This is a genomic window from Arthrobacter sp. SLBN-122, assembly GCF_006715165.1.
In the GTDB taxonomy this organism is placed as follows: domain Bacteria; phylum Actinomycetota; class Actinomycetes; order Actinomycetales; family Micrococcaceae; genus Arthrobacter.
The window spans coordinates 3546556-3566761 of record NZ_VFMS01000001.1 but is presented as its reverse complement, the minus strand read 5'-3'; the positions used below and the strand labels follow the sequence as shown (position 1 = coordinate 3566761).

General features: G+C 66.9%; 22 protein-coding genes. 4 read left to right on the top strand and 18 right to left on the bottom strand.

The features are described 5' to 3' along the window. Positions 1 to 2: 2 nt before the first annotated feature. The 3 genes from FBY36_RS16420 to FBY36_RS16410 all read right to left on the bottom strand — a co-directional run bounded on the left by FBY36_RS16420 (position 3) and on the right by FBY36_RS16410 (position 2078). Positions 3 to 488, bottom strand: a complete 486-nt coding sequence (locus FBY36_RS16420; protein WP_142122687.1) for a regulatory protein RecX — start codon at positions 486 to 488, stop codon at positions 3 to 5. 120 nt (positions 489 to 608) lie between these two features. Beyond that, a complete protein-coding gene (recA, locus tag FBY36_RS16415; RefSeq protein WP_142122686.1) occupies positions 609 to 1664 on the bottom strand; it encodes a recombinase RecA in 1056 nt (351 codons plus the stop codon). 189 nt (positions 1665 to 1853) lie between these two features. After that, positions 1854 to 2078, bottom strand: coding sequence for a DUF3046 domain-containing protein (locus tag FBY36_RS16410; RefSeq protein ID WP_142121100.1), 225 nt, complete (start codon positions 2076 to 2078; stop codon positions 1854 to 1856). A 41-nt stretch (positions 2079 to 2119) separates the two neighbouring features. Between FBY36_RS16410 and FBY36_RS16405 the strand changes: the two genes are divergently transcribed. Beyond that, entirely contained in the window at positions 2120 to 2650 is a 531-nt protein-coding gene (locus tag FBY36_RS16405) for a MarR family winged helix-turn-helix transcriptional regulator (protein ID WP_142030839.1), read from the top strand. Between the two features lie 107 nt (positions 2651 to 2757). Here the strand turns inward: FBY36_RS16405 and FBY36_RS16400 are convergent, their stop codons facing one another. From FBY36_RS16400 to FBY36_RS16370, 7 genes are all read right to left on the bottom strand, one after another. After that, positions 2758 to 3210 carry a helix-turn-helix domain-containing protein gene (locus tag FBY36_RS16400; RefSeq protein WP_018771597.1) on the bottom strand — a complete coding sequence of 151 codons (453 nt, stop codon included), beginning with the start codon at positions 3208 to 3210 and terminating at the stop codon, positions 2758 to 2760. Between the two features lie 167 nt (positions 3211 to 3377). Then, positions 3378 to 3857 carry a CinA family protein gene (locus FBY36_RS16395; RefSeq protein WP_142121097.1) on the bottom strand — a complete coding sequence of 160 codons (480 nt, stop codon included), beginning with the start codon at positions 3855 to 3857 and terminating at the stop codon, positions 3378 to 3380. After that, positions 3854 to 4516 carry a CDP-diacylglycerol--glycerol-3-phosphate 3-phosphatidyltransferase gene (pgsA, locus tag FBY36_RS16390; RefSeq protein WP_142121095.1) on the bottom strand — a complete coding sequence of 221 codons (663 nt, stop codon included), beginning with the start codon at positions 4514 to 4516 and terminating at the stop codon, positions 3854 to 3856. The genes FBY36_RS16395 and pgsA overlap by 4 nt, the downstream gene beginning before the upstream one ends. Before the next feature lie 17 nt (positions 4517 to 4533). Continuing rightward, positions 4534 to 7434: an FtsK/SpoIIIE family DNA translocase gene (locus FBY36_RS16385; RefSeq protein WP_142121093.1), complete on the bottom strand. Its 2901-nt coding sequence runs from the start codon at positions 7432 to 7434 to the stop codon at positions 4534 to 4536. Positions 7435 to 7615: 181 nt separating this feature from the next. After that, positions 7616 to 9307 (bottom strand): ribonuclease J, encoded by a 1692-nt coding sequence (locus tag FBY36_RS16380; protein WP_142121090.1) that lies wholly within the window; start codon positions 9305 to 9307, stop codon positions 7616 to 7618. A gap of 40 nt (positions 9308 to 9347) precedes the next feature. Further along, positions 9348 to 10256, bottom strand: coding sequence for a 4-hydroxy-tetrahydrodipicolinate synthase (gene dapA / locus FBY36_RS16375; RefSeq protein WP_142121088.1), 909 nt, complete (start codon positions 10254 to 10256; stop codon positions 9348 to 9350). A gap of 58 nt (positions 10257 to 10314) precedes the next feature. After that, positions 10315 to 10704, bottom strand: coding sequence for a hypothetical protein (locus tag FBY36_RS16370; RefSeq protein WP_235008873.1), 390 nt, complete (start codon positions 10702 to 10704; stop codon positions 10315 to 10317). Positions 10705 to 10804: 100 nt separating this feature from the next. Between FBY36_RS16370 and FBY36_RS16365 the strand changes: the two genes are divergently transcribed. Then, positions 10805 to 12040, top strand: a complete 1236-nt coding sequence (locus FBY36_RS16365; RefSeq protein WP_142121086.1) for a heparan-alpha-glucosaminide N-acetyltransferase domain-containing protein — start codon at positions 10805 to 10807, stop codon at positions 12038 to 12040. Positions 12041 to 12103: 63 nt separating this feature from the next. Here the strand turns inward: FBY36_RS16365 and FBY36_RS16360 are convergent, their stop codons facing one another. From FBY36_RS16360 to FBY36_RS16330, 7 genes are all read right to left on the bottom strand, one after another. Next, positions 12104 to 12577 (bottom strand): hypothetical protein, encoded by a 474-nt coding sequence (locus tag FBY36_RS16360; RefSeq protein ID WP_142121084.1) that lies wholly within the window; start codon positions 12575 to 12577, stop codon positions 12104 to 12106. 3 nt (positions 12578 to 12580) lie between these two features. After that, a complete protein-coding gene (dapB, locus tag FBY36_RS16355; RefSeq protein WP_142121081.1) occupies positions 12581 to 13351 on the bottom strand; it encodes a 4-hydroxy-tetrahydrodipicolinate reductase in 771 nt (256 codons plus the stop codon). Positions 13352 to 13466: 115 nt separating this feature from the next. Next, a complete protein-coding gene (locus FBY36_RS16350; RefSeq protein WP_142121078.1) occupies positions 13467 to 13958 on the bottom strand; it encodes a molybdenum cofactor biosynthesis protein MoaE in 492 nt (163 codons plus the stop codon). Next, positions 13948 to 14460 carry a MogA/MoaB family molybdenum cofactor biosynthesis protein gene (locus FBY36_RS16345; RefSeq protein ID WP_142122684.1) on the bottom strand — a complete coding sequence of 171 codons (513 nt, stop codon included), beginning with the start codon at positions 14458 to 14460 and terminating at the stop codon, positions 13948 to 13950. Before FBY36_RS16345 ends, FBY36_RS16350 begins: the two co-directional genes overlap by 11 nt. Positions 14461 to 14474: 14 nt before the next feature. After that, positions 14475 to 14966 (bottom strand): cyclic pyranopterin monophosphate synthase MoaC, encoded by a 492-nt coding sequence (gene moaC, locus FBY36_RS16340; protein ID WP_142121076.1) that lies wholly within the window; start codon positions 14964 to 14966, stop codon positions 14475 to 14477. Further along, complete coding sequence (locus FBY36_RS16335; RefSeq protein WP_142121074.1) at positions 14954 to 16219, bottom strand: molybdopterin molybdotransferase MoeA; 1266 nt, start codon at positions 16217 to 16219, stop codon at positions 14954 to 14956. The genes moaC and FBY36_RS16335 overlap by 13 nt, the downstream gene beginning before the upstream one ends. Positions 16220 to 16259: 40 nt before the next feature. Further along, positions 16260 to 17870, bottom strand: coding sequence for a molybdopterin-dependent oxidoreductase (locus FBY36_RS16330; protein WP_142122683.1), 1611 nt, complete (start codon positions 17868 to 17870; stop codon positions 16260 to 16262). Positions 17871 to 18044: 174 nt separating this feature from the next. Between FBY36_RS16330 and moaA the strand changes: the two genes are divergently transcribed. Further along, positions 18045 to 19172: a GTP 3',8-cyclase MoaA gene (moaA, locus tag FBY36_RS16325; protein ID WP_200830519.1), complete on the top strand. Its 1128-nt coding sequence runs from the start codon at positions 18045 to 18047 to the stop codon at positions 19170 to 19172. A gap of 5 nt (positions 19173 to 19177) precedes the next feature. After that, on the top strand, positions 19178 to 19444 hold the full coding sequence (locus FBY36_RS16320; RefSeq protein ID WP_142121071.1) for a MoaD/ThiS family protein: 267 nt from the start codon (positions 19178 to 19180) through the stop codon (positions 19442 to 19444). 393 nt (positions 19445 to 19837) lie between these two features. Here the strand turns inward: FBY36_RS16320 and FBY36_RS21160 are convergent, their stop codons facing one another. Continuing rightward, the gene (locus tag FBY36_RS21160; protein WP_442858249.1) at positions 19838 to 20056 is read right to left on the bottom strand and encodes a hypothetical protein; all 219 of its coding nucleotides are present in this window, start codon (positions 20054 to 20056) and stop codon (positions 19838 to 19840) included. Positions 20057 to 20206 lie beyond the last annotated feature (150 nt).

The following is a 20206-nucleotide window of genomic DNA, read 5'->3' as shown; positions in this document are numbered from 1 at the left end:
CTTTAGAGCATGCCGCCGTCGGGATCGTGCCGGGAATCCAGGACGTCATTGACGATCCTGAACGCCTGGGAGGGCTGATACCCCTTCCTTGCCAGCATGGAGGCCAGCCGTCGGACAGCCTTGTCACGTTCCCCCCGGTCGGATAAGTCCGTCCCGGGCCGGAGTTTACGCTCCACCAGCGTGCGTGCAGCGGATTCCTCGTCGGCGTCGGTCAGCTGCTCCAGGGCAGCAGCCGCTGTTTCCGGCTCAATGCCTTTCTCGGCGAGTTCACGCCGGAGGGCGCCCTTGGCAAGCTTGCGGGACTGGGACCGGCTCCTGACCCACATGTCCGCGAACTCGGCGTCGTTGATCAGGCGGACCTCCTGGAACTTGTCCAGCACCGCCTCGGCGACGTGTTCCGGGATATTCCGCTCGGCCAGCTTCCGGGCAAGCTGGAGCCTGCTCTTGGGGGCTGCGGTGAGTTGCCGGTACACAATGGCCTGCGCCACCGTGAAGGGGTCTGGTTCGTCGTCAACAGCCTGCGGATCCTCTGGAACGTTAAAGCCGTCCGGCGGCCCTGAAGAAGGGCCGCCGGTACGGTCGCGTCGTGAACGTGGTCCTGTCAAGGGTTAGAACCCGTCGACGGCTTTCAGCTTTGGCGCGTCCTTGGATTCGTCCTCGGCGGGCTTTACGCCGACACCGAGCTTCTCCTTGATCAGTCGCTCCAGCTCCGCCGCAAGCTCGGGGTTGTCGCGCAGGAAGCGGCGCGAGTTCTCCATGCCCTGGCCCAACTGGTCGCCGTCGTACGTGAACCAGGAGCCGGACTTCTTGATGATGCCGTGCTCCACGCCCATGTCGATGATGCCGCCTTCGCGGGAGATGCCCTGGCCATAGATGATGTCGAACTCAGCGACCTTGAAGGGCGGAGCCATCTTGTTCTTGACGATCTTGGCCTTGGTCCGGTTGCCGACCGAATCCGCGCCCTCCTTCAGGGTCTGGATCCGCCGGACGTCGATGCGGACCGACGCATAGAACTTCAGGGCCTTACCACCGGTGGTGGTTTCAGGGGAACCGAAGAAGACGCCGATCTTCTCGCGGAGCTGGTTGATGAAGATCGCGGTGGTCTTGGTCTGGCTCAGGCGGCCGGTGATCTTACGAAGCGCCTGACTCATGAGCCGTGCCTGGAGGCCCACGTGGCTGTCGCCCATGTCGCCTTCGATTTCCGCGCGCGGCACCAAGGCGGCGACGGAGTCGATGACGACGATGTCCAGCGAACCGGAGCCCACCAGCATGTCCATGATCTCGAGCGCCTGCTCACCGGTATCCGGCTGCGAAACCAGGAGGGCGTCGGTGTCAACACCCAGCTTGGCGGCGTAATCCGGGTCCAGGGCGTGCTCGGCGTCGATGAACGCTGCGATCCCGCCCGCGCGCTGGGCACTTGCCACGGCGTGCAGGGCAACGGTGGTCTTACCGGAGGATTCCGGACCATAGATTTCGATGACACGGCCGCGCGGGAGCCCGCCAATGCCCAGGGCGACGTCCAAAGCGATGGAGCCGGTGGGGATGACTTCGATCGGGGCGCGGACTTCGTCGCCCAGGCGCATGACCGAGCCCTTGCCGAACTGCTTGTCAATCTGGGCAAGCGCTGCTTCCAGCGCTTTTGCACGATCCGGGGCTGCCGCCATGGTTGACACCTCTAATGCTTTCTCGATGGTGGCCTTCGCGGCCGTTGTATTGGTCATCTCTGACGCTAATCGGACCCACTGACATTCCGGCCTGAGGACAACGGCTATGTGGATAAGCCCAATGGAAAAAGCATAGCGTTATCCGAACAGGTATTCGAAGAGTGCCGGCTCTGCGGCGTGTCAGGCGCCCTAATCGCGGCGCGGAGCGATGTCCCGGCCCAGCCGCCGTTCAGCCGGCACGTCCTGGACGTCGCAGACTGCCAGCCACACCTTGCGGGGGTCGACGCCTGAAGCCAGGGCCTGGTCGGCGGTGCGGCTGCCCACACTGGCAAGGACCAGGGTACTGCTCAGCACGCGGGAGTATCCCGCGCCGAACTCGTCATCCATCAGACGCCAGTACTCGCTGATTCGCATCGGTAAATCCTCTCATGATTGCGGACCCTAGAATTGTTGCCATGAGCAACTCCCCTGACCTCCCGCCGCAGCAGGACGCCGGCGATGATGCCGCCGATACCGCGCTGCAGAACGTCGAACACCAGATCAGCCTCTTTTGGCGGCGGGCCAGGGCCATCTCCAACCAGCTCTCGCGCCAAGTCCACCCCGACATGGAGCCTGCGGCCTACGGGCTGTTGACGGTGATCCGGAGGGAAGGCCCCATCCGCCTGACCGAGCTCGCCATGAACATCGGGGTGGGCAAACCGTCGGTCAGCCGGCAGATTGCCTTCCTGGAAAGCCTGGGGCTGGTGTCCAAGGAAGCGGATCCCCAGGACCGCCGTGCACAGTCCATCCGGTTGACGCCAAAGGGCGAAGAGAAGATGCACCAGGTCCAGGACGCGCGGCGCCAGGTTTTCCAGGAGCGGCTGCGTGAGTGGCCGGTGGAGGACCTGCAGGAACTGGCCCGCTACATGGCCAAGTTGAACTCCACCTATGAGCGTGACGGGTTTCCCAGGGAAGGTACGGGCGGATCCACGGCAGAGGAGGAATAGCCGGCAGGTGCGGCAACGGGCAAATCGACCTCAGGTGACATGCAGGAAGCCCCCGGCGTGGCCGGGGGCTTCTGCATTCCAGGGCCCACCTGCGGTGGGGGCTGCCTTTACCGGGCGCCGGAGAGAAGGCCTGTGGAGAGTTCGTCGTTCAGTTCAGTGTTGAGGTCGCGTTCCAGGTCACGGCCGTAACGCTGGGAGAATTCCTGCGGAACGGTGTCCGGAACTGCGACGCCTTCGGCTACTGCCACACGGTCGCTGACCTCACGGAGCATGCTTGACAACGGAACATCCAGTGCCGAGCAGATCGAGGACAGGAGCTCTGACGATGCTTCCTTCTGGCCGCGCTCCACTTCGCTGAGGTATCCCAGGGAGACGCGGGCGCTGTGCGAAACTTCACGGAGCGTGCGTCCCTGACGCTGGCGGACATCGCGCAGCACATCACCGATTTCGTGACGAAGTACTACCATCTTGCGCTCCTTCTGTTCGCTCTTAGCCTGTTCGGCGAGGCCCACATCCTTCCAGCGGACAACGCCGTTTACGGATACGGGCTGCTTTACCATCTGTATCGCCTTGCTCCCTCATAGGTCAGGTCCGCCGTGGGCGAACCGTCGTGGTCATTTCATCCTAGGCGCCTCCGCTATCCGGAAGCGACACAATGTAATAACTAATCGGTACCGGCTTTTGTTCCCGCCAACTTTACGCCCGGTAACTTGGCGTCGGCCAAGTGTCAGCCGGACAGTGCTTCAAGGAGCCGTTCCAGGGCGGCGGCGCAGGCCGCGCCCCTGATGTCGGGCCTGCTGCCGGTAAAGGAGTATTCGAAAGCTGCGGTTCCGGCCGCCGTGGCAACCCCAACGTACACCCGCCCCACGGGCTTGCCGTCGTGGGCGTCCGGACCTGCCACCCCGGTTGTGGAAATTCCGACGTCGGCGGCCAGCACTGCACGCGCCCCGGCTGCCATGGCACAGGCAACGTCCGGGTCCACTGAGCCGGCACTGGCCAGGAGGTCGGCCGGGACGCGCAATACCGATTCCTTCACGGAGTTCTGGTAGGCAATGACCCCGCCCTGCAGCATGCCGGAGGCGCCAGGCGTGTCAGCAAGGACAGCGGACACCATCCCGGCCGTCAACGATTCTGCTGTGGCGACCGTCCGCCCGGACTCGAGCGCCTGCCGGACAGCCTGCCCGGCCAAAAGGTGGAGGTTACTCATGCCTGGTCCTGCCCCGTCGCTGTTTCCTGCCCGGGGGCGGTCCCTGTCTGCCGCTTGCCCTTCGCCCGAAGGCGCAGTGCTTCGACAACATATTCGACGCCGGTCCACAGCGTGATGGCCACGGCGGCCATCATGACGGCGAACGCCACCCAGGACATCCACGGCGCAAAGGCCCCGAACGGCAGGAGGTAGAGGAAGATCGCCGCCGTCTGCACGACGGTCTTGAGCTTGCCGCCGCGGGAGGCGGGAATGACCCCATAGCGGATCACGAAGAAGCGCAGTGCGGTGATGCCCCACTCCCGGACCAGGATCACCAGGGTTGCCCACCAGGGCAGCTCGCCCAGCAGGGAGAGCATCACCAGCGCGGAACCGGTCAGGAGCTTGTCCGCGATGGGGTCGGCGATCTTCCCGAAGTCAGTGACAAGGTTCCGGCTCCTGGCGATGTCGCCGTCGAGCTTGTCCGTGTAGATGGCCACGGCGAACGCCGCCACTGCTGCCCAGCGCCACGGTCCGGAGGTACTGTGCAGCCCGGGCGCGTCCGCCACGAGGAACCAGACGAAAAACGGGACCAGCGCGATGCGGATCATGGTCAGGATGTTGGGAAGGTTCCAGACCCCGGCACGGCCCTGGCCGGCGGCGGTCGCATCGGTGCTAGTCACGTTCCTAGGCTACCGGCCTAGCGCCCGGTGAGGGACCAGGCGTCCTCGGATCCGTCGTCATCATCGCCGTACCCGCCCGGAGCGGAATCTGCGCCGTCGTAATATTCGACGTTCTGGTTCCTCTTGTCCAGGTCCGCGGCCACGAGGTCTTCGGCGTAGCCGCCCTGGGCGATGTTGGCGTTGGCGTTGTCGCTGAGCGCTGCGGTTTGGGAGTCTGCGGCCGCGGGCGCTTCCTGGCCCTTCATGGCGGCCAGGACGGTGGCGAGGTCGTCCGGCTTCACCAGCACATCGCGCGCCTTGGAGCCCTCGGAGGGGCCCACTACGCCGCGGGATTCGAGCAGGTCCATGAGCCGCCCGGCCTTGGCGAAGCCCACGCGCAGCTTGCGCTGCAGCATGGACGTGGAGCCGAACTGCGTGGTGACCACCAGTTCGGTAGCCTGCAGCAGCACCTCGAGGTCGTCCCCGATGTCGTCATCGATCTGCTTCTTCGGCGCCTCGGCGGCCACGTCGTCGCGGTAGCTTGCCTGGAGCTGCCCCTTGACGTGCTCCACCACTTTATGGATTTCCGACTCAGTAACCCAGGCGCCCTGGACGCGCATGGCCTTGGAGGCACCCATGGGCAGGAAGAGCGCGTCACCCTGGCCAATCAGCTTTTCCGCGCCCGGCTGGTCCAGGACCACGCGGGAGTCGGTGACGGAGGACGTGGCGAACGCCATGCGCGAGGGCACGTTGGCCTTGATCAGGCCGGTGACGACGTCCACTGACGGACGCTGGGTAGCCAGCACCAGGTGGATGCCGGCGGCACGCGCGAGCTGGGTGATGCGGACGATCGAGTCTTCGACGTCGCGCGGCGCCACCATCATCAGGTCGGCAAGCTCGTCGACGATCACCAGCAGGTAGGGGTAGGGGCGGATAACGCGCTTGGAGTCCACGGGCGGCTGGACCTTGCCGGCCCGCACCGCCTTGTTGAAGTCGTCGATGTGCTTGAACCCGTAGTTGGCGAGGTCGTCATAGCGCGCATCCATTTCACGCACTACCCACTGCAGGGCTTCCGCGGCCTTTTTGGGGTTGGTGATGATGGGCGTGATGAGGTGCGGGACGCCTTCGTAGGCAGTCAGTTCCACCCGCTTGGGGTCCACCATCACCATGCGCACCTCATCGGGCGTGGCGCGCATCAGGATGGAGGTGATCATCGAGTTTACGAAGGAGGACTTACCGGCACCGGTGGCACCGGCCACCAGCAAGTGGGGCATCTTGGCCAGGTTGGCCACCACGTAGCCGCCCTCAACGTCCTTGCCCACGCCCATGACCATCGGGTGGTCCGTGCGCCGGGCGTTCTGGCTCCGCAGGACATCGCCCAGGGAGACCGTCTCGCGGTCCGTGTTGGGGATTTCGATACCGATGGCGGACTTGCCCGGGATCGGGCTGAGGATACGCACATCGCTGGACGCGACGGCGTAGGAGATGTTCTTGGACAGCGCGGTGACCCGCTCCACTTTGGTTCCCGGGGCCAGTTCGATCTCGTACCGGGTCACGGTAGGGCCGCGGCTGAAGCCAGTGACGGTGGCATCGACATTGAACTGCTGCAGGGTGTCCGTGAGGGCAGCGACGACGGCGTCATTGGCTTCCGTGCGTTCCTTCGGGATGGAGCCCGGGGTGAGGTAGTCCGAGGCTGGGAGCGTGTAGGTGACGTCTCCGGCCAGGGACAGTTGTTCGGTGCGCTGCGGAATGGGAACGGGCGGCGGGGCGGGGGCCACGGGATTCGACGGCACGGTGGGCGCAGCGGGCGCGGCGCCTGCCTTGCCCGAAGCCGCGGCACCGGGGATGACCAGCGGGATAGCCTCGGTGGCGTTTTCCGCCGGGGGCGCCTGGGCGGCGGTACCCAGCCCCTGTGCCGCCTTTATCTTTTCGACGGCGATCTCCGCCTGGGTGGGGCGCCGCACCCCGGGCGCCGGCCGGGCGGGTTCGCGCTCGTCGTCGTCAATGACGGCGTGCTCGAAGGCCTCATCGCCCACGTAGCCCTCAAGGCCGGCGTCGGACTCCTGGCCCTTGCCGAACAGCTTGCGCTTCTTCTTCTTGGGCGCGGCGGGCGCCGACCGTTCCAGGTAGCTGCGGTCGTGGGCGTCCCCGGGATGTTCCTGGTCCATCAGGTCGATGCCCATGAGGTGTTCGTAGGCTCCGCGGATCCGGCGCGGGATGGCCGTGAACGGGGTGGCGGTGATGATCAGCAATGACACAAAGGCCAGCAGGGCGTAGAGGACCACGGGCACGGCGGGGTGGATGGCGGCCAGCGGCGTAGCAGCCAGGAAGCCGAGCATGCCGCCGGCTTTGCGGAGGCCGTCGAAGCCGTCGGCAACCGTGGGCTGGCCGCCAAGGATGTGCGCCAGCCCGCACCCGGCGAACGTCATGATCAGGAAGCCGATGCCCACCCGGTTGTTGCCCCGGCCGTCTGAGGGCTGGCGGAACAGCCGGAAGGCGCACACGAAAAGCATGAGCGGGAGCAGGAGGGAGATCCAGCCGAAGGTGCCGTTGACCACGGCGTAGACGGCGTCAGGGAACCAGCCCGTCAGGCCCCACCAGGCGAAGGTGGCGATGAAGACGCCCAGCGCCAGGTTGAACAGGGCAGCACCGTCGCGGCGTTCCTCCGCGGGGATGTCGCTGACGTCGTGGCCGATGCGGCGCACTCCCCCGCCCACCAGGTGGCCCACTCCCAGCCACGCTCCGCCGACGACGCGCAACAGCCAGGGCTCGTGGTGTTCGACGGCGGGAAGCTGGCGGGTGCGTGCGGTGCTGGTTGAGCCGCCGCGCCCCGTCTTGCTGGCGGTGGAGCCGGTTCCGCGGCCTGTGGAGCTGCCGGCTTTGCTGGCGGAGCTCCCCCTGCCGGTACCTTTGGGCGCGGAAGTAGTACGTGTGGCCATACTGCCACGGTACCGGAAGCAGGCTGTGATTCCGGGGATATCGGGGCCGCCGGCCTACCCGCCGCACGGCGGGGAGGGACCCCGGACGGACGCTCCGAAGGACCATCCTGATGCGCGGAAGGGCCCGGTTTATGAAGAACCGGGCCCTTCCGGGGATCCTCTGACGCGGTGCCGCCTGGTATCAGGCCTCGAGCACCACGGGAATGATCATGGGCTTGCGGCGCAGCTTGCGGTTGACCCAGGTGCCCACGACGCGGCGCACTACCTGCTGGAGCTGGTGGCTGGTGTGGTCGGCGTGGTTCTGGACCGCTTCCTCCAGTGCAGCGTTGATCTTGGGGATGATGTCATCGAACACCGAATCGTCCTCGGCAACGCCGCGGGCGTGGATCTCCGGGCCGGACACCACCTTGCCGGTGGCGCGGTGGACGACCGTGATGATGGAGATGAAGCCCTCATCTCCCAGGATGCGGCGGTCCTTGAGGTCGGCGTCGGTGATCTCACCGACGCTGGAGCCGTCCACGTAGACGAAGCCAACCTCCACCTGGCCAACAATGTCTGCCTGGTGGTCGCGAAGGTCAATGACGGTGCCGTTGTCCGCAAGGATGACGCTGGCATCCGGGACGCCGGACTCAATGGCGATCTTGCCGTTGGCAATCAGGTGCCGGGTTTCGCCGTGCACCGGCATGGCATTGAGCGGCTCAAGGATGTTGTAGCAGTACAGCAGTTCTCCGGCGGCGGCGTGGCCGGAGACGTGGACCTTGGCGTTGCCCTTGTGGATCACGTCGGCGCCAAGCTTCAGGAGGCCGTTGATGATCCGGAACACGGCGTTTTCGTTGCCCGGGATGAGGCTGGAGGCCAGGATGACGGTGTCGCCGTCGCCCACCACCACCCGGTGGTCGCCATTGGCCATCCGGGACAGGGCGGCCATGGGCTCGCCCTGCGATCCGGTGGACATGAGTACCACGCGGTTGTCCGGGAGGTTGTCGATGTTCTTGATGTCCACGATCAGCCCGGCGGGGACGTCCAGGTATCCCAGCTTCTCGGCAATGGCCATGTTGCGGACCATGGAGCGGCCCACGAAGGCCACCTTGCGGTTGTGCTTGGCCGCGGCGTCCAGGACCTGCTGCACGCGGTGGACGTGGGAGGAGAAGGAGGCCACGATGATGCGTTTGGTGGCCTGGCCGAACAACCGCTCCAGCGTGGGGCCGATTTCCTTCTCCGCGGTGGTGAAACCGGGGACGTCGGCGTTGGTGGAGTCGGACATGAAGAGGTCCACGCCTTCTTCGCCCAGCTTGGCGAAGTGCCGGAGGTCGGTGATGCGTCCGTCCAGCGGCAACTGGTCCATCTTGAAGTCGCCGGTGTGCAGGACCGTGCCGCCCGCGGTGCGGATGAACACGGCCAGGGCGTCCGGGATGGAGTGGTTCACGGCCACGAACTCGCATTCGAAGGGCCCGAACTTCTCCACCTGGCCCTCTTCCACGGTAAGCGTGTAGGGCCGGATGCGGTGCTCCTGCAGCTTCGCCTCGATCAGGGCGAGGGTCAGCTGGGATCCCACCAGGGGGATGTCGTTGCGCAGGCGCAGCAGATACGGCACGGCGCCGATGTGGTCCTCGTGGCCGTGCGTGAGGATGACGGCCACGACGTCGTCCAGCCGGTCCTCGATGTACGAGAAGTCGGGCAGGATCAGGTCAACACCGGGCTGGGTTTCCTCTGGGAAGAGGACGCCGCAGTCCACGATCAGCAGCTTGCCGTCGATTTCGAACACGGCCATGTTCCGGCCGATCTCACCCAGCCCGCCAAGCGGAACGATCCGGAGCGTGCCCTGGGGCAGGCGCGGAGGGGTGACAAGGCCGGTAAGGGCAGATTGGGTCATAGTGCACTACTTTCCAGGCGGAAGGGTGCCGGTCTTAGCCTCAGGAGAAGACCAGCCCCGCTTCCGCCAAATCCCCGCGGATGGTTTCGATCTCGGTTTCGTCCGGCTCCACGAGGGGCAAACGGACAATCGAGTTGGGCAGGACTCCCTGCCATTTAAGAATCTGTTTGGCCGCCACGGCACCCTGGACCCGGGTCATGGTGGCGCGGACCACCGGCTGCAGCTCGAAGTTGATCTTGCGCGCGGTACCCAGGTCATTGGCGTTGACGGCGTCGATGAGTTCGCGGAAGCGGCGGGTGGCCACGTGGGTGGTAACACCCACCAGGCCGACGGCGCCCAGCGCCATCCAGGGCAGGGTCAGCCCGTCGTCGCCCGAGTAGAACAGGAGGTCCGTTTCCGCCATGACACGGGTGGCTGCCATGAAGTCGGCCTTGGCGTCTTTGACGGCCACGATGTTGGGGTGCTGCGCCAGCCGGATCATGGTGTCGGGTTCGATCGCGATGGAGGACCGGCCGGGGATGTCGTACAGCATGACAGGTACGTCCACGGCAGAGGCGATGGTCTCGAAGTGGGCGCGGACACCGGCTTGGCTGGGCTTGTTGTAGTAAGGGGTCACCAGGAGGAGGCCGTCGACGCCGAGGGCGGCAGCCTGCTGGGAAAGGTGGACTGAGTGCGCGGTGTCGTTGGTACCGGTACCGGCAATGATGGCCGCACGGCCGCCCACTGCGTCCTTCACGGCGCGGAACATGCCGAGGTTCTCGTCGTCCGTCAGCGTGGAGGTTTCCCCGGTGGTGCCGGTGACCACCAGGCCGTCACAGCCGTCGTCGACCAGCTTGCTGGCCAGCGCTGCCGCCTGGTCGTAATCCACTGCGCCGTCCTTGGTGAACGGCGTGACCATGGCGGTCAGGAGGGTACCGAGGGCAGGGATGTGCGCGGAAGAGTCAGCCATGGAAAAAACGTTACCTTGTCCCTGGCTGGTTAGGACAATGCCACGGGCGTGACAAGCGTCAAATACGGTTCCGGCCGGACTGCCGCGCGTCCGTTGCGGCATGGCAATAGCGGCCGACGGCGGCCTGCCGGAGGTCCTCCGCCCAGGAGGCGAGCCGCTGCGCCGCCCGTACGTAGTGGAACAGCTCGGTGGGCGTCAGGGCGTCAATGTCCGTTTCCGCCAGCCGGCGCGCAAGCTCCGCCCCTTCCGGCTGGGCGGCCAGACTGACGCCTTCCCGTTCCCACTGGACGTCCTCGGCAGGGCGCCCGGAGACAAGCTGGCGGAACAGGTAGTCCACCACGCCCGGGCTCATGGCTTTCAACAGCCCGCCTCCGGCGTTCCCGTCGGCGGACACCGGTGGAAGGGTGAATCCCTGTGGGGCAACGGCTTCTGATGGTGGCATCTCCATGGACCCATGGTATTCGAACATATATTCGAATACAAGGGTGCGCTGGAGTGCGCCCTCGCTGTGACAGCAATGCTCCGGGCGCATGTGAGACGATCTGGTCATGACGTCCCGCACCCCGGCCACCCGGCCCCGGAAGACCGCAAGCCGTCACCAACCGGGCCGCCTCCGGGGCGTCGATGCGGCCCGCGGCCTGGCGTTGTTGGGGATGATGGCCACCCACCTGCTGCCGACATTCGAATCGAATGCGGATCTCACGCCCACCTGGATCGGCCTCACGTTTTCCGGACGCGCCGCCGCCCTGTTCGCCGTGCTGGCGGGCGTGGGACTTGCCCTGTCCACGGGGAAGGACAAGCCGTTGCAGGGCCCCGAACTCTCGGCGGCCCGCCGCGGCGTGGCACTGCGCTCCCTGGTGATTGCCGCCGTCGGGCTGACCTTGGGGGGCCTGGAAGTGAATGTGGCCATCATCCTGGTCCACTACGCCGTGCTGTTCCTGTGCGTCCTTCCCTTCCTGGGACTGGGCGTGAAGCGCCTGTGCGCGTGGGCTGCCGGGTGGATCCTGGTGTCACCGGTGCTGGCCTACCTGCTGCGGCCCTGGCTCCTTGCCCCGGAGCCGCCCCTGAGGCTGGGCCACAACCCCCGCTGGGAGGACCTCGGAACACCGTCCGGGCTGCTCGCCGACCTGTTCCTCACCGGCTACTACCCCGTCCTGCAGTGGCTGGCCTACCTGCTGGTGGGGCTCGCCATCGGCCGCCTGGCCCTGGCCAAGGCAGTGGTGCCCGTGCTGCTGCTGGTGAGCGGAACAGTGGTGGCTGTGGTGTCCAAGACCCTGGGAGTGACGGCGATGGAGGATTGGGGCGGCCGGGAAGCGCTGGAGAAGGTCCTCAACTCACCGGGATACCCGCTGGGCAGCATACTGCAGGTGAACCTTGCCGGACTCCCCCAGGAGGGATCGTGGTGGTGGCTGGCATCGGCCGCGCCGCATTCCGGCACCCCGCTTGACCTGCTGCATACCTCGGCCGTGGCGGCGGCCGTCATCGGTGCGTGCCTGCTCCTGGAGCGCCTTGCCGAATGGGTGGACCTGGACCTGCTGCTGCCGCTGCGGGGGCCCGGTGCCATGACGCTGACCCTGTACACCGTCCATGTCTGGGTGGTCTCCGGCTTCTACCTCAAGCCCCTGCCGGCAGGCTGGACCGAGGACGGGATGTACTTTGCCCACGCTGCCATTGCCATCGGTGTGGGCATCGTTTTCGCGCGCCTGAGGTGGCGGGGCCCGCTGGAATGGGTGGGCCACGGCGCAAGCCTGGTAGGGCGTGGCGGCTTCAAGGCCCTGGCCTGAACCTGCCGCACCGGCTGCCGGCGGCCGACCGTCCGCCGCGGCAGCAACGCGGGGTCAGGACAACTAGGACGCCGCGGTAAAGAGCTTCACGGCGTCTCGCATGGAGGAACGTGCGCGCTTGCGGTCCCCTGCCGCGTCATAGGCACAGCTCAGCCGGAACCAGGAGCGCCAGTCGTCAGGAGCAGCCTCGGCTTCCACCCTGTACTTTTCGAACTCAGCGTCGGCAGCGGCGCGGACGATCCTGCCGCCGGGTGTGCGGGGAAGATCATCCACGGGCAGCCCGCCCTCGGCTTCCAGGACCTTGGCCATCTGCTCCGTGCGGGCGCCGAACATCAGCTCGCGGATCAGGGCCCACGCGCCGACGATAGGCAGCACCAGGTAGGCGGCGCCGATGGCCTTGGCCGTCAGGTTGCTGTCCGCCAGGAGCAGGAGGGAGCGCTGGAAGGAGACCACCAGGTAGAAGACCAGCAGCAGGGTCACCGCTCCCACCCAGATCTTGGTGCGGTTCTTGCGGAAGCCTGCGGCGAAAGCGTTCACGGCCTAGAGCCCCAGGTCAAGGTAACCGTCCAGGCCTACGGTCAGGCCGGGGTGTGCGGCGACGTTGCGCACGCCCAGGAGCACGCCCGGCATGAACGATGCGCGGTCGAAGGAGTCATGGCGGAGGGTCAGCTGCTCGCCGGGACCACCCAGCAGGACTTCCTGGTGGGCCACCAGGCCGCGGAGCCGGACACTGTGGACGCGGACGCCGTCCACCTCGCAGCCGCGCGCGCCGGCACGTTCGGTGGTGGTGGCATCGGGGCTGGGCGGCACCTGCGCAGCCTTGCGTTCAGCGGCAATGAGTTCTGCGGTGCGGACGGCGGTGCCGGAGGGGGCATCCACCTTGTCCGGATGGTGGAGTTCGATGATTTCCACGGATTCGAAATACTTGGACGCCTTCGCGGCGAAGGCGGAGGCCAGCACCGAGCCCAGGGCAAAGTTCGGCGCAATGAGTACGCCTGTTTCCGGATGTCCGGCCAGGAGGGATTCCAGCGCGGACAGGCGGCCGGCGTCCCAGCCGGTGGTGCCCACCACCGCGTGGATTCCATGCTCGACGGCGAAGCGGACGTTCGCTTCGGTGCTTTCGGGGACTGTCAGGTCCACCAGGTACTGGGCACCGGAGGCGGTCAGCTGCTCCAGTGAGTCACCGCGTCCCAGGGCTGCGACGAGCTTCATGTCGGGCGCAGCATCAATGGCCTTGACGGCCTCGGCGCCCATGCGTCCGTTGGCGCCAAGGACGGCCACCAGCTTGGAAACGGGGTGTTGTTCGGTCATGGCGTTAACCCTACCGGCGGGACAGGTTGGTGCAGGAACCGGGCAGCGTGCGTTACCTCGCAGTTGAGGCATCCAGCAGGCGCACGAATTGAGCGGCGCCTGGCCCAGGGAGGCATCAGCCGCCGGCGCCGACCCATTCCACGGTGCCGTCCGCGAAGAACTGTTCCTTCCAGATGGGCACCTGTTCCTTGATGCGGTCCACCAGTTCGGAGCAGACCGCAAAGGCCTGCCCCCGGTGCGCAGCGGATACCGCACACACCAGCGCCGGGTCCCCGATCTCCAGCGTCCCGATCCGGTGTGCGGCCCAGATCCGGACCGGCTGGCCGGCCTTGCCCCCGGAAGTCTCCCCGGCAGCCTCCTCCCCCATGGCGTTTTGCTCGGCAACCAGCCGGGCGACGACGTCGGCCATTACCTGGTGGGCCGTGGGATGCGCACTGTAGCTGAGGCGCTCAACGGCCTTGCCGCCGTCGTGGTTGCGCACAACCCCGCTGAAGCTGACCACTGCGCCCGCAGTGTCGCTTTCCACCGCGGCAATCGCCTGGTTCACGGAAATAGGATCCGCGCTCAGGACCGCCCGCACTACTTCGAATGCTGCTTCAGTGCCCATGTCCGCCTTCCAGCTGGTCGCAAAGGTGCCCGATCACCGGGTCCAGGACGCTGAGCCCGTCCATGACGCCCTTCGGTGACCCGGGCAGGTTCACAATGAAGGTCCGGCCCGCGGCGCCGGCGTAGCCCCTGCTCAGGGCGGCCAGCGGGGTCTTGGCAGCACCGGCCCGCCTGATCGCTTCCATGATTCCGGGGATCTCCCGGTCCAGCAGGGGCAGGGTGACGTCAGGCGTGCGGTCGTCCGGGCTGAGGCCGGTGCCGCCGCTGGTGATGACGACGGCGGGTCGCTGGGTGAGGAGCGCCCTGATGGCAGCGCCCGCGGGCTCACCGTCGGGGACCACCATGGCCGGGAAGACGTCGAAGCCGTGTTCGGTGAGCCAGTCGGTGATTACGGGGCCCGTTTCGTCGTCGTAGATGCCGGCCGCGGCGCGCGTGGACGCGATCACGACGCCGGCCTTGCGCCCCTGCACGTCGCCGTGACGGTGGGGTTCGGAGACGTCCATGATGTTGGGGTTGGTCACAGTGCCCAGTCTCCGCTCTTGCCGCCGCTCTTGGCCAGCACCTTGATATCCGTCAGGACGGCATGCTTGTCCACCGCCTTGATCATGTCGTAGACACTAAGGGCTGCCACCGACACCGCGGTCAGGGCCTCCATTTCCACTCCGGTGACGCCCCTGGTCTTCACGGTGGAGCTGATCGTCACGGCGTCAGTGCCGAGGGCGAAGTCAACGGTGACTTTTGAAAGGGGCAATGGATGGCAGAGCGGAATCAGGTCCGGCGTCTTCTTGGCTGCCATGATGCCTGCCACGCGGGCCACGGCCAGGGCGTCACCCTTGGGGAGCCCGCCGGTGCCCAGGAGCTGCATCACCTCGGCGGTGGTCCTGACAGTGGCGGTGGCCGTAGCCTCCCGGGTGGTCTCTGCTTTGGCGGAGACATCCACCATCTGGGCGCTGCCGTCCTGGCGCAGGTGCGTCAGTGCGGGGGTATGTTCTGCGTTCACAGCATCCATACTTCCACCTCGTCGCCGTCGGCGAGTTCCGTTACACCGGCAGGGACGTGGACCAGGACATTCGATCCGGCAAGGGCGTGCATCAGGTGCGAGCTCTCGCCGCCCTCCAGCTTTACGGTTCCGTCCGGCTGCAGGTTGCCGCGCCGGACCTGGTGCTTGTGCCCGGGCGAGGTGAGGTTCCCGCCCGCCTCGCCAAGGTCAAGGCGGGCGCGCAGCGGCAGCCTTCGGGCCGGGGCTCCCAGCAACTCCGACAGTGCAGGGCGGAGGAACATCTCGAAGGACACCAGGCAGCTGACCGGATTGCCGGGAAACCCGAGGAAGGGGACGCCGTCGAACGTTCCCAGTCCTTGGGGCCCGCCCGGCTGCATGGCCACGTGCAGGAAGTCCACCGGCTGGTCCGCCATTGCCTGCCGGACCACCTCGTAGGCCCCCTTGCTGACCCCGCCGGTGGTGACGATCAGGTCAGCCCCCTGGCTTTCGGTTCTGAGCATCGCCTGGAGCGCTGCCGGGTTGTCGGTGGAAATTCCGGTGCGGCGGACTGCCAGGCCCGCCTGATTCATGGCGGCTTCCAGGAGGGTTCCGTTGGAGTCGAAGATTTTGCCCGGCGGGAGTGGCCGTCCCGGTTCCACCACCTCGTCCCCGGTGGTGACCAGCAGGACGGTCACGGCCTCGTACACGGCCACCTCCGGCAGGCCCAGGGCAGCGAGCAGCCCCAGCTGGGCCGGCCCCAGGCAGGTCCCGGCGGCCAGTGCACGCTCCCCCGCACCGATGTCGCTGCCCGTCGAGCGCACGAACGTTCCCGGTGCGGTGGCCGGCAGCGTTACTGTCTGCCCGTCACCGGATGCCAGGAAGTGGTCCGGCACCGCCTTTTCTATCGGTACGACGGCGTCCGCCCCCGCCGGGATCATGGCACCGGTCATGATCGGCGCCGCAGTTCCCGGCTCCAAGGCCTGTGGGCTTGACCCGGCGGGAACAGGGGGCATGATGCGCAGGCCGCCGCCGCCGTCGGAAAGGTCACTGGAGCGGACGGCGTATCCGTCCATCTGGGAATTGGCGAAAGGAGGAAGGCTGAGCGGCGCGGCGACGTCACCCACCAGGCCGCGGCCCAGCGCCTGGCTGAGTGGCAGGGTTTGGATGCGTTCCGTTGACTGGAGCGGCCGGAGGATTTCCACGACGGCGGCGGCGTGTTCAGCGACAGACCGGGCGTGCTCCGCTGCGTGGTGGGCGGGGCCGTGCTGGGTGTGGCTGGTCATGGGTACGCCTTTGGTCTGGGCCGTCAGGGGGACTGGGCCGTCAGGATTTCACGTCCACTCTAACGGTGTGGAATCCCGTGGCTCCGTCGGGCGCAGGGGGGCGCGCGGTTTCGTCCTGGGGTTGGCCAGCCAGGTTGGTGGCGCGTACCTGGACCTCGTATTGCCCCGGGGTGAGGTCCACGGCCAGCTTCCACTGGTACCAGGTGTCGGCGGAGATCCCCGTGGCGAGATCCGCTTCCCGCCACGGTCCGCGGTTGATCCGCAGTTCCACCTTCCGGATGCCGGTGTGCTGGGCCCACGCGACGCCGGCGAAAACGACCGTTCCCGCATTGACCGGGCGGCCTCTGCGGGGGACGTCGATGCGGGACGACGTCTTGATGGGGCCGCGCTCCGACCAGCCACGCGGGGTCCAGTATCCGGCGTCGTCGGCGAACCGGGTGACTTTGAGTTCGGTGACCCATTTGGTGGCCGAGACATAACCGTACAGTCCCGGAACCACCAGGCGGACCGGGAAGCCGTGCTCCAGCGGCAGCGGTTCGCCGTTCATACCCACGGCCAGCAGGGCGTCCCGGTTATCGGTGAGGACCTCCAGCGGCGTCCCGGCGGTCCAGCCGTCGGCGCTGCGGGAGAGGACCATGTCGGCGTCCGGCCGGGGACCGGCCAGGGCCAGCAGTTCCCGGACCGGCCAGCCCAGCCAGCGGGCATTCCCGATCAGGTCACCGCCCACGCCGTTGGAGACGCAGGCGATGGTGATGTGCCGTTCGGTCAGCGGCTTTGCCATGAGGTCGGCGTAGGAGAGTTGGACTTCCCGGGCCACCATTCCGGTTACTTTGAGGACCCAGGTATCCGGGTTGACTGCCGGGACGGACAGCGCGGTGTCGATCCGGTAGAAGTCCCGGTTTGGGGTCACCAGCGGCATCATCCCTGCAACACCCGACTCCGCAGCAGCCGGCACGGGCTTGGCCGGGAATGCCGCTCCGGGAAGGGTGACGCGTGCCCGGGCTTCGGTGACCGCCATGGTAGCCCCGCGCCAGATTCCAGCCAGCACTCCTCCCACCGCGGAAGCAGCTGCAGTGACACCCAGGAACTGGAAGAAGCTGCGGCGGGATTGGGCGGCCACGGGGCTGGCCGTGGTTCCGGCAGCGGCAGCAGGCTGGCTCGCACTTGGGTGGACGGGCACTGACACGTCCCACGCGCGCAGCCTTTGCACCAAGACGCGCAACAGCACGACGGCGGCGCCCGCGGCCAGGAGCGGGGGGATGAGTGACGTTGGGGTCATCTGGGAACGGGTCAGGACGGCGACCGCTCCGGCGAGTCCGAAAATTCCCATTACGGCAGCACCGGTGAACCGCCGCCGGTACTCGAGGACTCCGGCCAGCGCGGCCAGGGCAGCGATGACCAACGCCATGCCCACCAGGAGCGCTGCCTTGTCGGCCGTGCCGAAGACGGAAATCGCCCAGTCTTTAACGCCCGGAGGGACGGCGTCGATGACGGCGCCGCCAACGGCTGTAAACGGTGACAGGGATGGGCTGACAACCCCCGCGGCCAACTCCCCCGCTGCCACACCGGCGCCTGCCGCGGCTATCCCGGCAGCGGCAGCCCAACCGCCCCTGGCGCGTGGGACTGCCTGCAGCGGGACGGGACTCTCCATACGCTCCCCAAGGCCGGCGCCGTCGTCGTCCGCCGTGTGCCTGTGCTGGGAACTCTTCACAACTTCCAGCATAGGTTTGCGAAGGGTCGCCGGCGGCGGTGCGCCCATATATCTTGCCCAGCTGAGTCTGGTCACAGGTGTGATGGGCGGCTCAACGTGGCGTAGCCTGATTTCATGAGTGTCCAGCTAGGCATGCCCCAGCCGCGGGAGGAAGCAGCGTCGGCGCTGCCCGGCGTTCCTGCGCGCCGCCCGGCCGATGCACCGACCGGGCTGGTGGATCGGTATGGCCGCCGCGCCACCGACATGAGGCTGTCCCTGACGGACAAATGCAACCTCCGCTGCACCTACTGCATGCCGGCGGAGGGCCTGGAATGGCTCGCCAAGCAGGCTGTCATGTCTGCCGAGGAGATCGTGCGGATTGTCAAGGTTGGCGTGGAGCAGCTGGGTGTCCGCGAACTGCGGCTGACCGGCGGCGAACCGCTTGTTCGGCACGACCTGGTGCAGATCATCGCGGCGCTGCGTGCCAACCACCCGGACCTGCCGATATCCATGACCACCAATGGTGTTGGCCTGGCCAAGAAGGCCGCTGCCCTCAAGGAAGCCGGCCTGACCCGCATCAATGTGTCACTGGATTCCCTGCATGAAGAAACGTTCACCAAGCTGACCCGGCGTCCGTTCCTGGGCCAGGTCCTGGCCGGTGTGGACGCCGCCTGGGCTGCCGGCCTGGGCCCTGTCAAACTGAACGCTGTCCTGATGCGCGGCATTAACGACGCCGAATCGCCGCAGCTGCTCGACTGGGCATTGGGGCGCGGCTACGAACTGCGGTTCATCGAACAGATGCCGTTGGATGCCGATCACGGCTGGACCCGGCGCAACATGATCACCGCCGCCGAGATCCGCGATCTGCTGTCCCGCGACTTTGTCCTTAGCCGCGATCCCCGCGCGCGTGACGGAGCCCCTGCGGAGCGGTTTGAAGTACGACGACGGGCGGCAGGTTCGGCAAATCCGGCTGGTCCGGTGCTGGGAACCGTCGGAATTATCGCTTCCGTCACCGAGCCGTTCTGCTCGGACTGCCGGCGCACCAGGATCACTGCCGAGGGCAAGATCATGAGCTGCCTGTTCTCGCGCGAGGAGTTCGACCTGCTGGGTCTGTTGCGGGCAGGCGCCACCGACCAGGAACTGGCGCAGCGGTGGCAGGACGCCATGTGGATCAAACCAAAGGCCCACGGCATGGACCATGTGGGACTGGATGCTCCGGACTTCGTCCAGCCGGACCGCAGCATGAGCGCTATCGGGGGCTGACTGGAATGCTGGTACGTTATTTTGCTGCCGCACGCGCTGCCGCAGGCTTCGAGGAAGAAAAGTTCGAACTTCCGGCTGGTGCTACCGTGGCGGACCTACTGGAGGCGGTGCTGGCCGTGGAGCGTGCCGTACCCCCTGCCGGGACGCCGCCGCTTCCGCGCATCCTGTCCCGCAGCAGCTTCCTGCTCAATGAGGTGGCGGTGCGGGACCGCTCGACCGTTCTCGGTCCGGACGACGTGGTGGACGTGCTGCCTCCGTTCGCCGGCGGGTAAGTAACCGGGTTGTAGCCGGAACAGCTTCTCGAGGCTGCCGCGGGCTTCTGATCGCCTGAGGCCACTTGGATTGTCAGACCCCTGTTGGATGATGTTTCCATGAGAATCAGCAGCGGTGTTGGTGTGGCTTTGGAGGGTGTTCATACCTCTGTCGCTGCGCTTGATGCGCTTGCTGCTGAGGACTCTTTCCTGGCTGCCGGGGTGGGTGTTGGTCCTGATGTTAATGTGCTGCAGCGGCGGTACGAGCTCCGGCTGGCCCGGCTGGAAGTCTCGTCCCGTTTGAGGGCTCAGCTGGCCGCCGTGGAAGCCCGCGATGCGGTGGAGTGCGTCGGGTTCCAGCACGCAATGCTTGCTCCGGACGCGCCGGTGCATGAACGCAAGTATGCGGAGATGTCAGCGGTAGAGGAAATCGCGGGGATCCTGACCATCAGCTCCGGGGCCGCCGGGGCCTTCGTGGAACAGTCCCGGCGGGTCTGCTCCCTGCCACCGGTCCTTGAGGCTTTGTCCGCCGGGGCACTGTCCTGGCAGCACGCCAAAATCATTGCCGACGAAACCGAAGGGCTCACCCCGGCCGGTGCCGCCGCGCTGGTGGCGCACTTCTTCGACTCTCACGCACCCAACCTGGCCCGCGGCGCCGCACCCGGGGAGCTCGTCCCGTCCCGGTTCCGCGCCAGGGTGCGCGCCTGGCGCGAACGCCACCACCCCGAAAGCCTGCAGAAACGCCACGCGAAGGGTGTGGCGGACCGGCGGATGGAATACACC

What these genes read in the sequence shown, in the direction of transcription:
- recA (WP_142122686.1), bottom strand. Translation starts at nt 1,664, where the DNA reads ATGGCGGCAGCCCCGGATCGTGCAAAAGCGCTGGAAGCAGCGCTTGCC.
- FBY36_RS16410 (WP_142121100.1), bottom strand. Translation starts at nt 2,078, where the DNA reads ATGCGAATCAGCGAGTACTGGCGTCTGATGGATGACGAGTTCGGCGCG.
- FBY36_RS16405 (WP_142030839.1), top strand. Translation starts at nt 2,120, where the DNA reads ATGAGCAACTCCCCTGACCTCCCGCCGCAGCAGGACGCCGGCGATGAT.
- FBY36_RS16400 (WP_018771597.1), bottom strand. Translation starts at nt 3,210, where the DNA reads ATGGTAAAGCAGCCCGTATCCGTAAACGGCGTTGTCCGCTGGAAGGAT.
- FBY36_RS16395 (WP_142121097.1), bottom strand. Translation starts at nt 3,857, where the DNA reads ATGAGTAACCTCCACCTTTTGGCCGGGCAGGCTGTCCGGCAGGCGCTC.
- FBY36_RS16385 (WP_142121093.1), bottom strand. Translation starts at nt 7,434, where the DNA reads ATGGCCACACGTACTACTTCCGCGCCCAAAGGTACCGGCAGGGGGAGC.
- FBY36_RS16380 (WP_142121090.1), bottom strand. Translation starts at nt 9,307, where the DNA reads ATGACCCAATCTGCCCTTACCGGCCTTGTCACCCCTCCGCGCCTGCCC.
- dapA (WP_142121088.1), bottom strand. Translation starts at nt 10,256, where the DNA reads ATGGCTGACTCTTCCGCGCACATCCCTGCCCTCGGTACCCTCCTGACC.
- FBY36_RS16370 (WP_235008873.1), bottom strand. Translation starts at nt 10,704, where the DNA reads ATGGAGATGCCACCATCAGAAGCCGTTGCCCCACAGGGATTCACCCTT.
- FBY36_RS16365 (WP_142121086.1), top strand. Translation starts at nt 10,805, where the DNA reads ATGACGTCCCGCACCCCGGCCACCCGGCCCCGGAAGACCGCAAGCCGT.
- dapB (WP_142121081.1), bottom strand. Translation starts at nt 13,351, where the DNA reads ATGACCGAACAACACCCCGTTTCCAAGCTGGTGGCCGTCCTTGGCGCC.
- FBY36_RS16350 (WP_142121078.1), bottom strand. Translation starts at nt 13,958, where the DNA reads ATGGGCACTGAAGCAGCATTCGAAGTAGTGCGGGCGGTCCTGAGCGCG.
- FBY36_RS16345 (WP_142122684.1), bottom strand. Translation starts at nt 14,460, where the DNA reads ATGGACGTCTCCGAACCCCACCGTCACGGCGACGTGCAGGGGCGCAAG.
- moaC (WP_142121076.1), bottom strand. Translation starts at nt 14,966, where the DNA reads ATGGATGCTGTGAACGCAGAACATACCCCCGCACTGACGCACCTGCGC.
- FBY36_RS16335 (WP_142121074.1), bottom strand. Translation starts at nt 16,219, where the DNA reads ATGACCAGCCACACCCAGCACGGCCCCGCCCACCACGCAGCGGAGCAC.
- FBY36_RS16330 (WP_142122683.1), bottom strand. Translation starts at nt 17,870, where the DNA reads ATGGAGAGTCCCGTCCCGCTGCAGGCAGTCCCACGCGCCAGGGGCGGT.
- moaA (WP_200830519.1), top strand. Translation starts at nt 18,045, where the DNA reads ATGAGTGTCCAGCTAGGCATGCCCCAGCCGCGGGAGGAAGCAGCGTCG.
- FBY36_RS16320 (WP_142121071.1), top strand. Translation starts at nt 19,178, where the DNA reads ATGCTGGTACGTTATTTTGCTGCCGCACGCGCTGCCGCAGGCTTCGAG.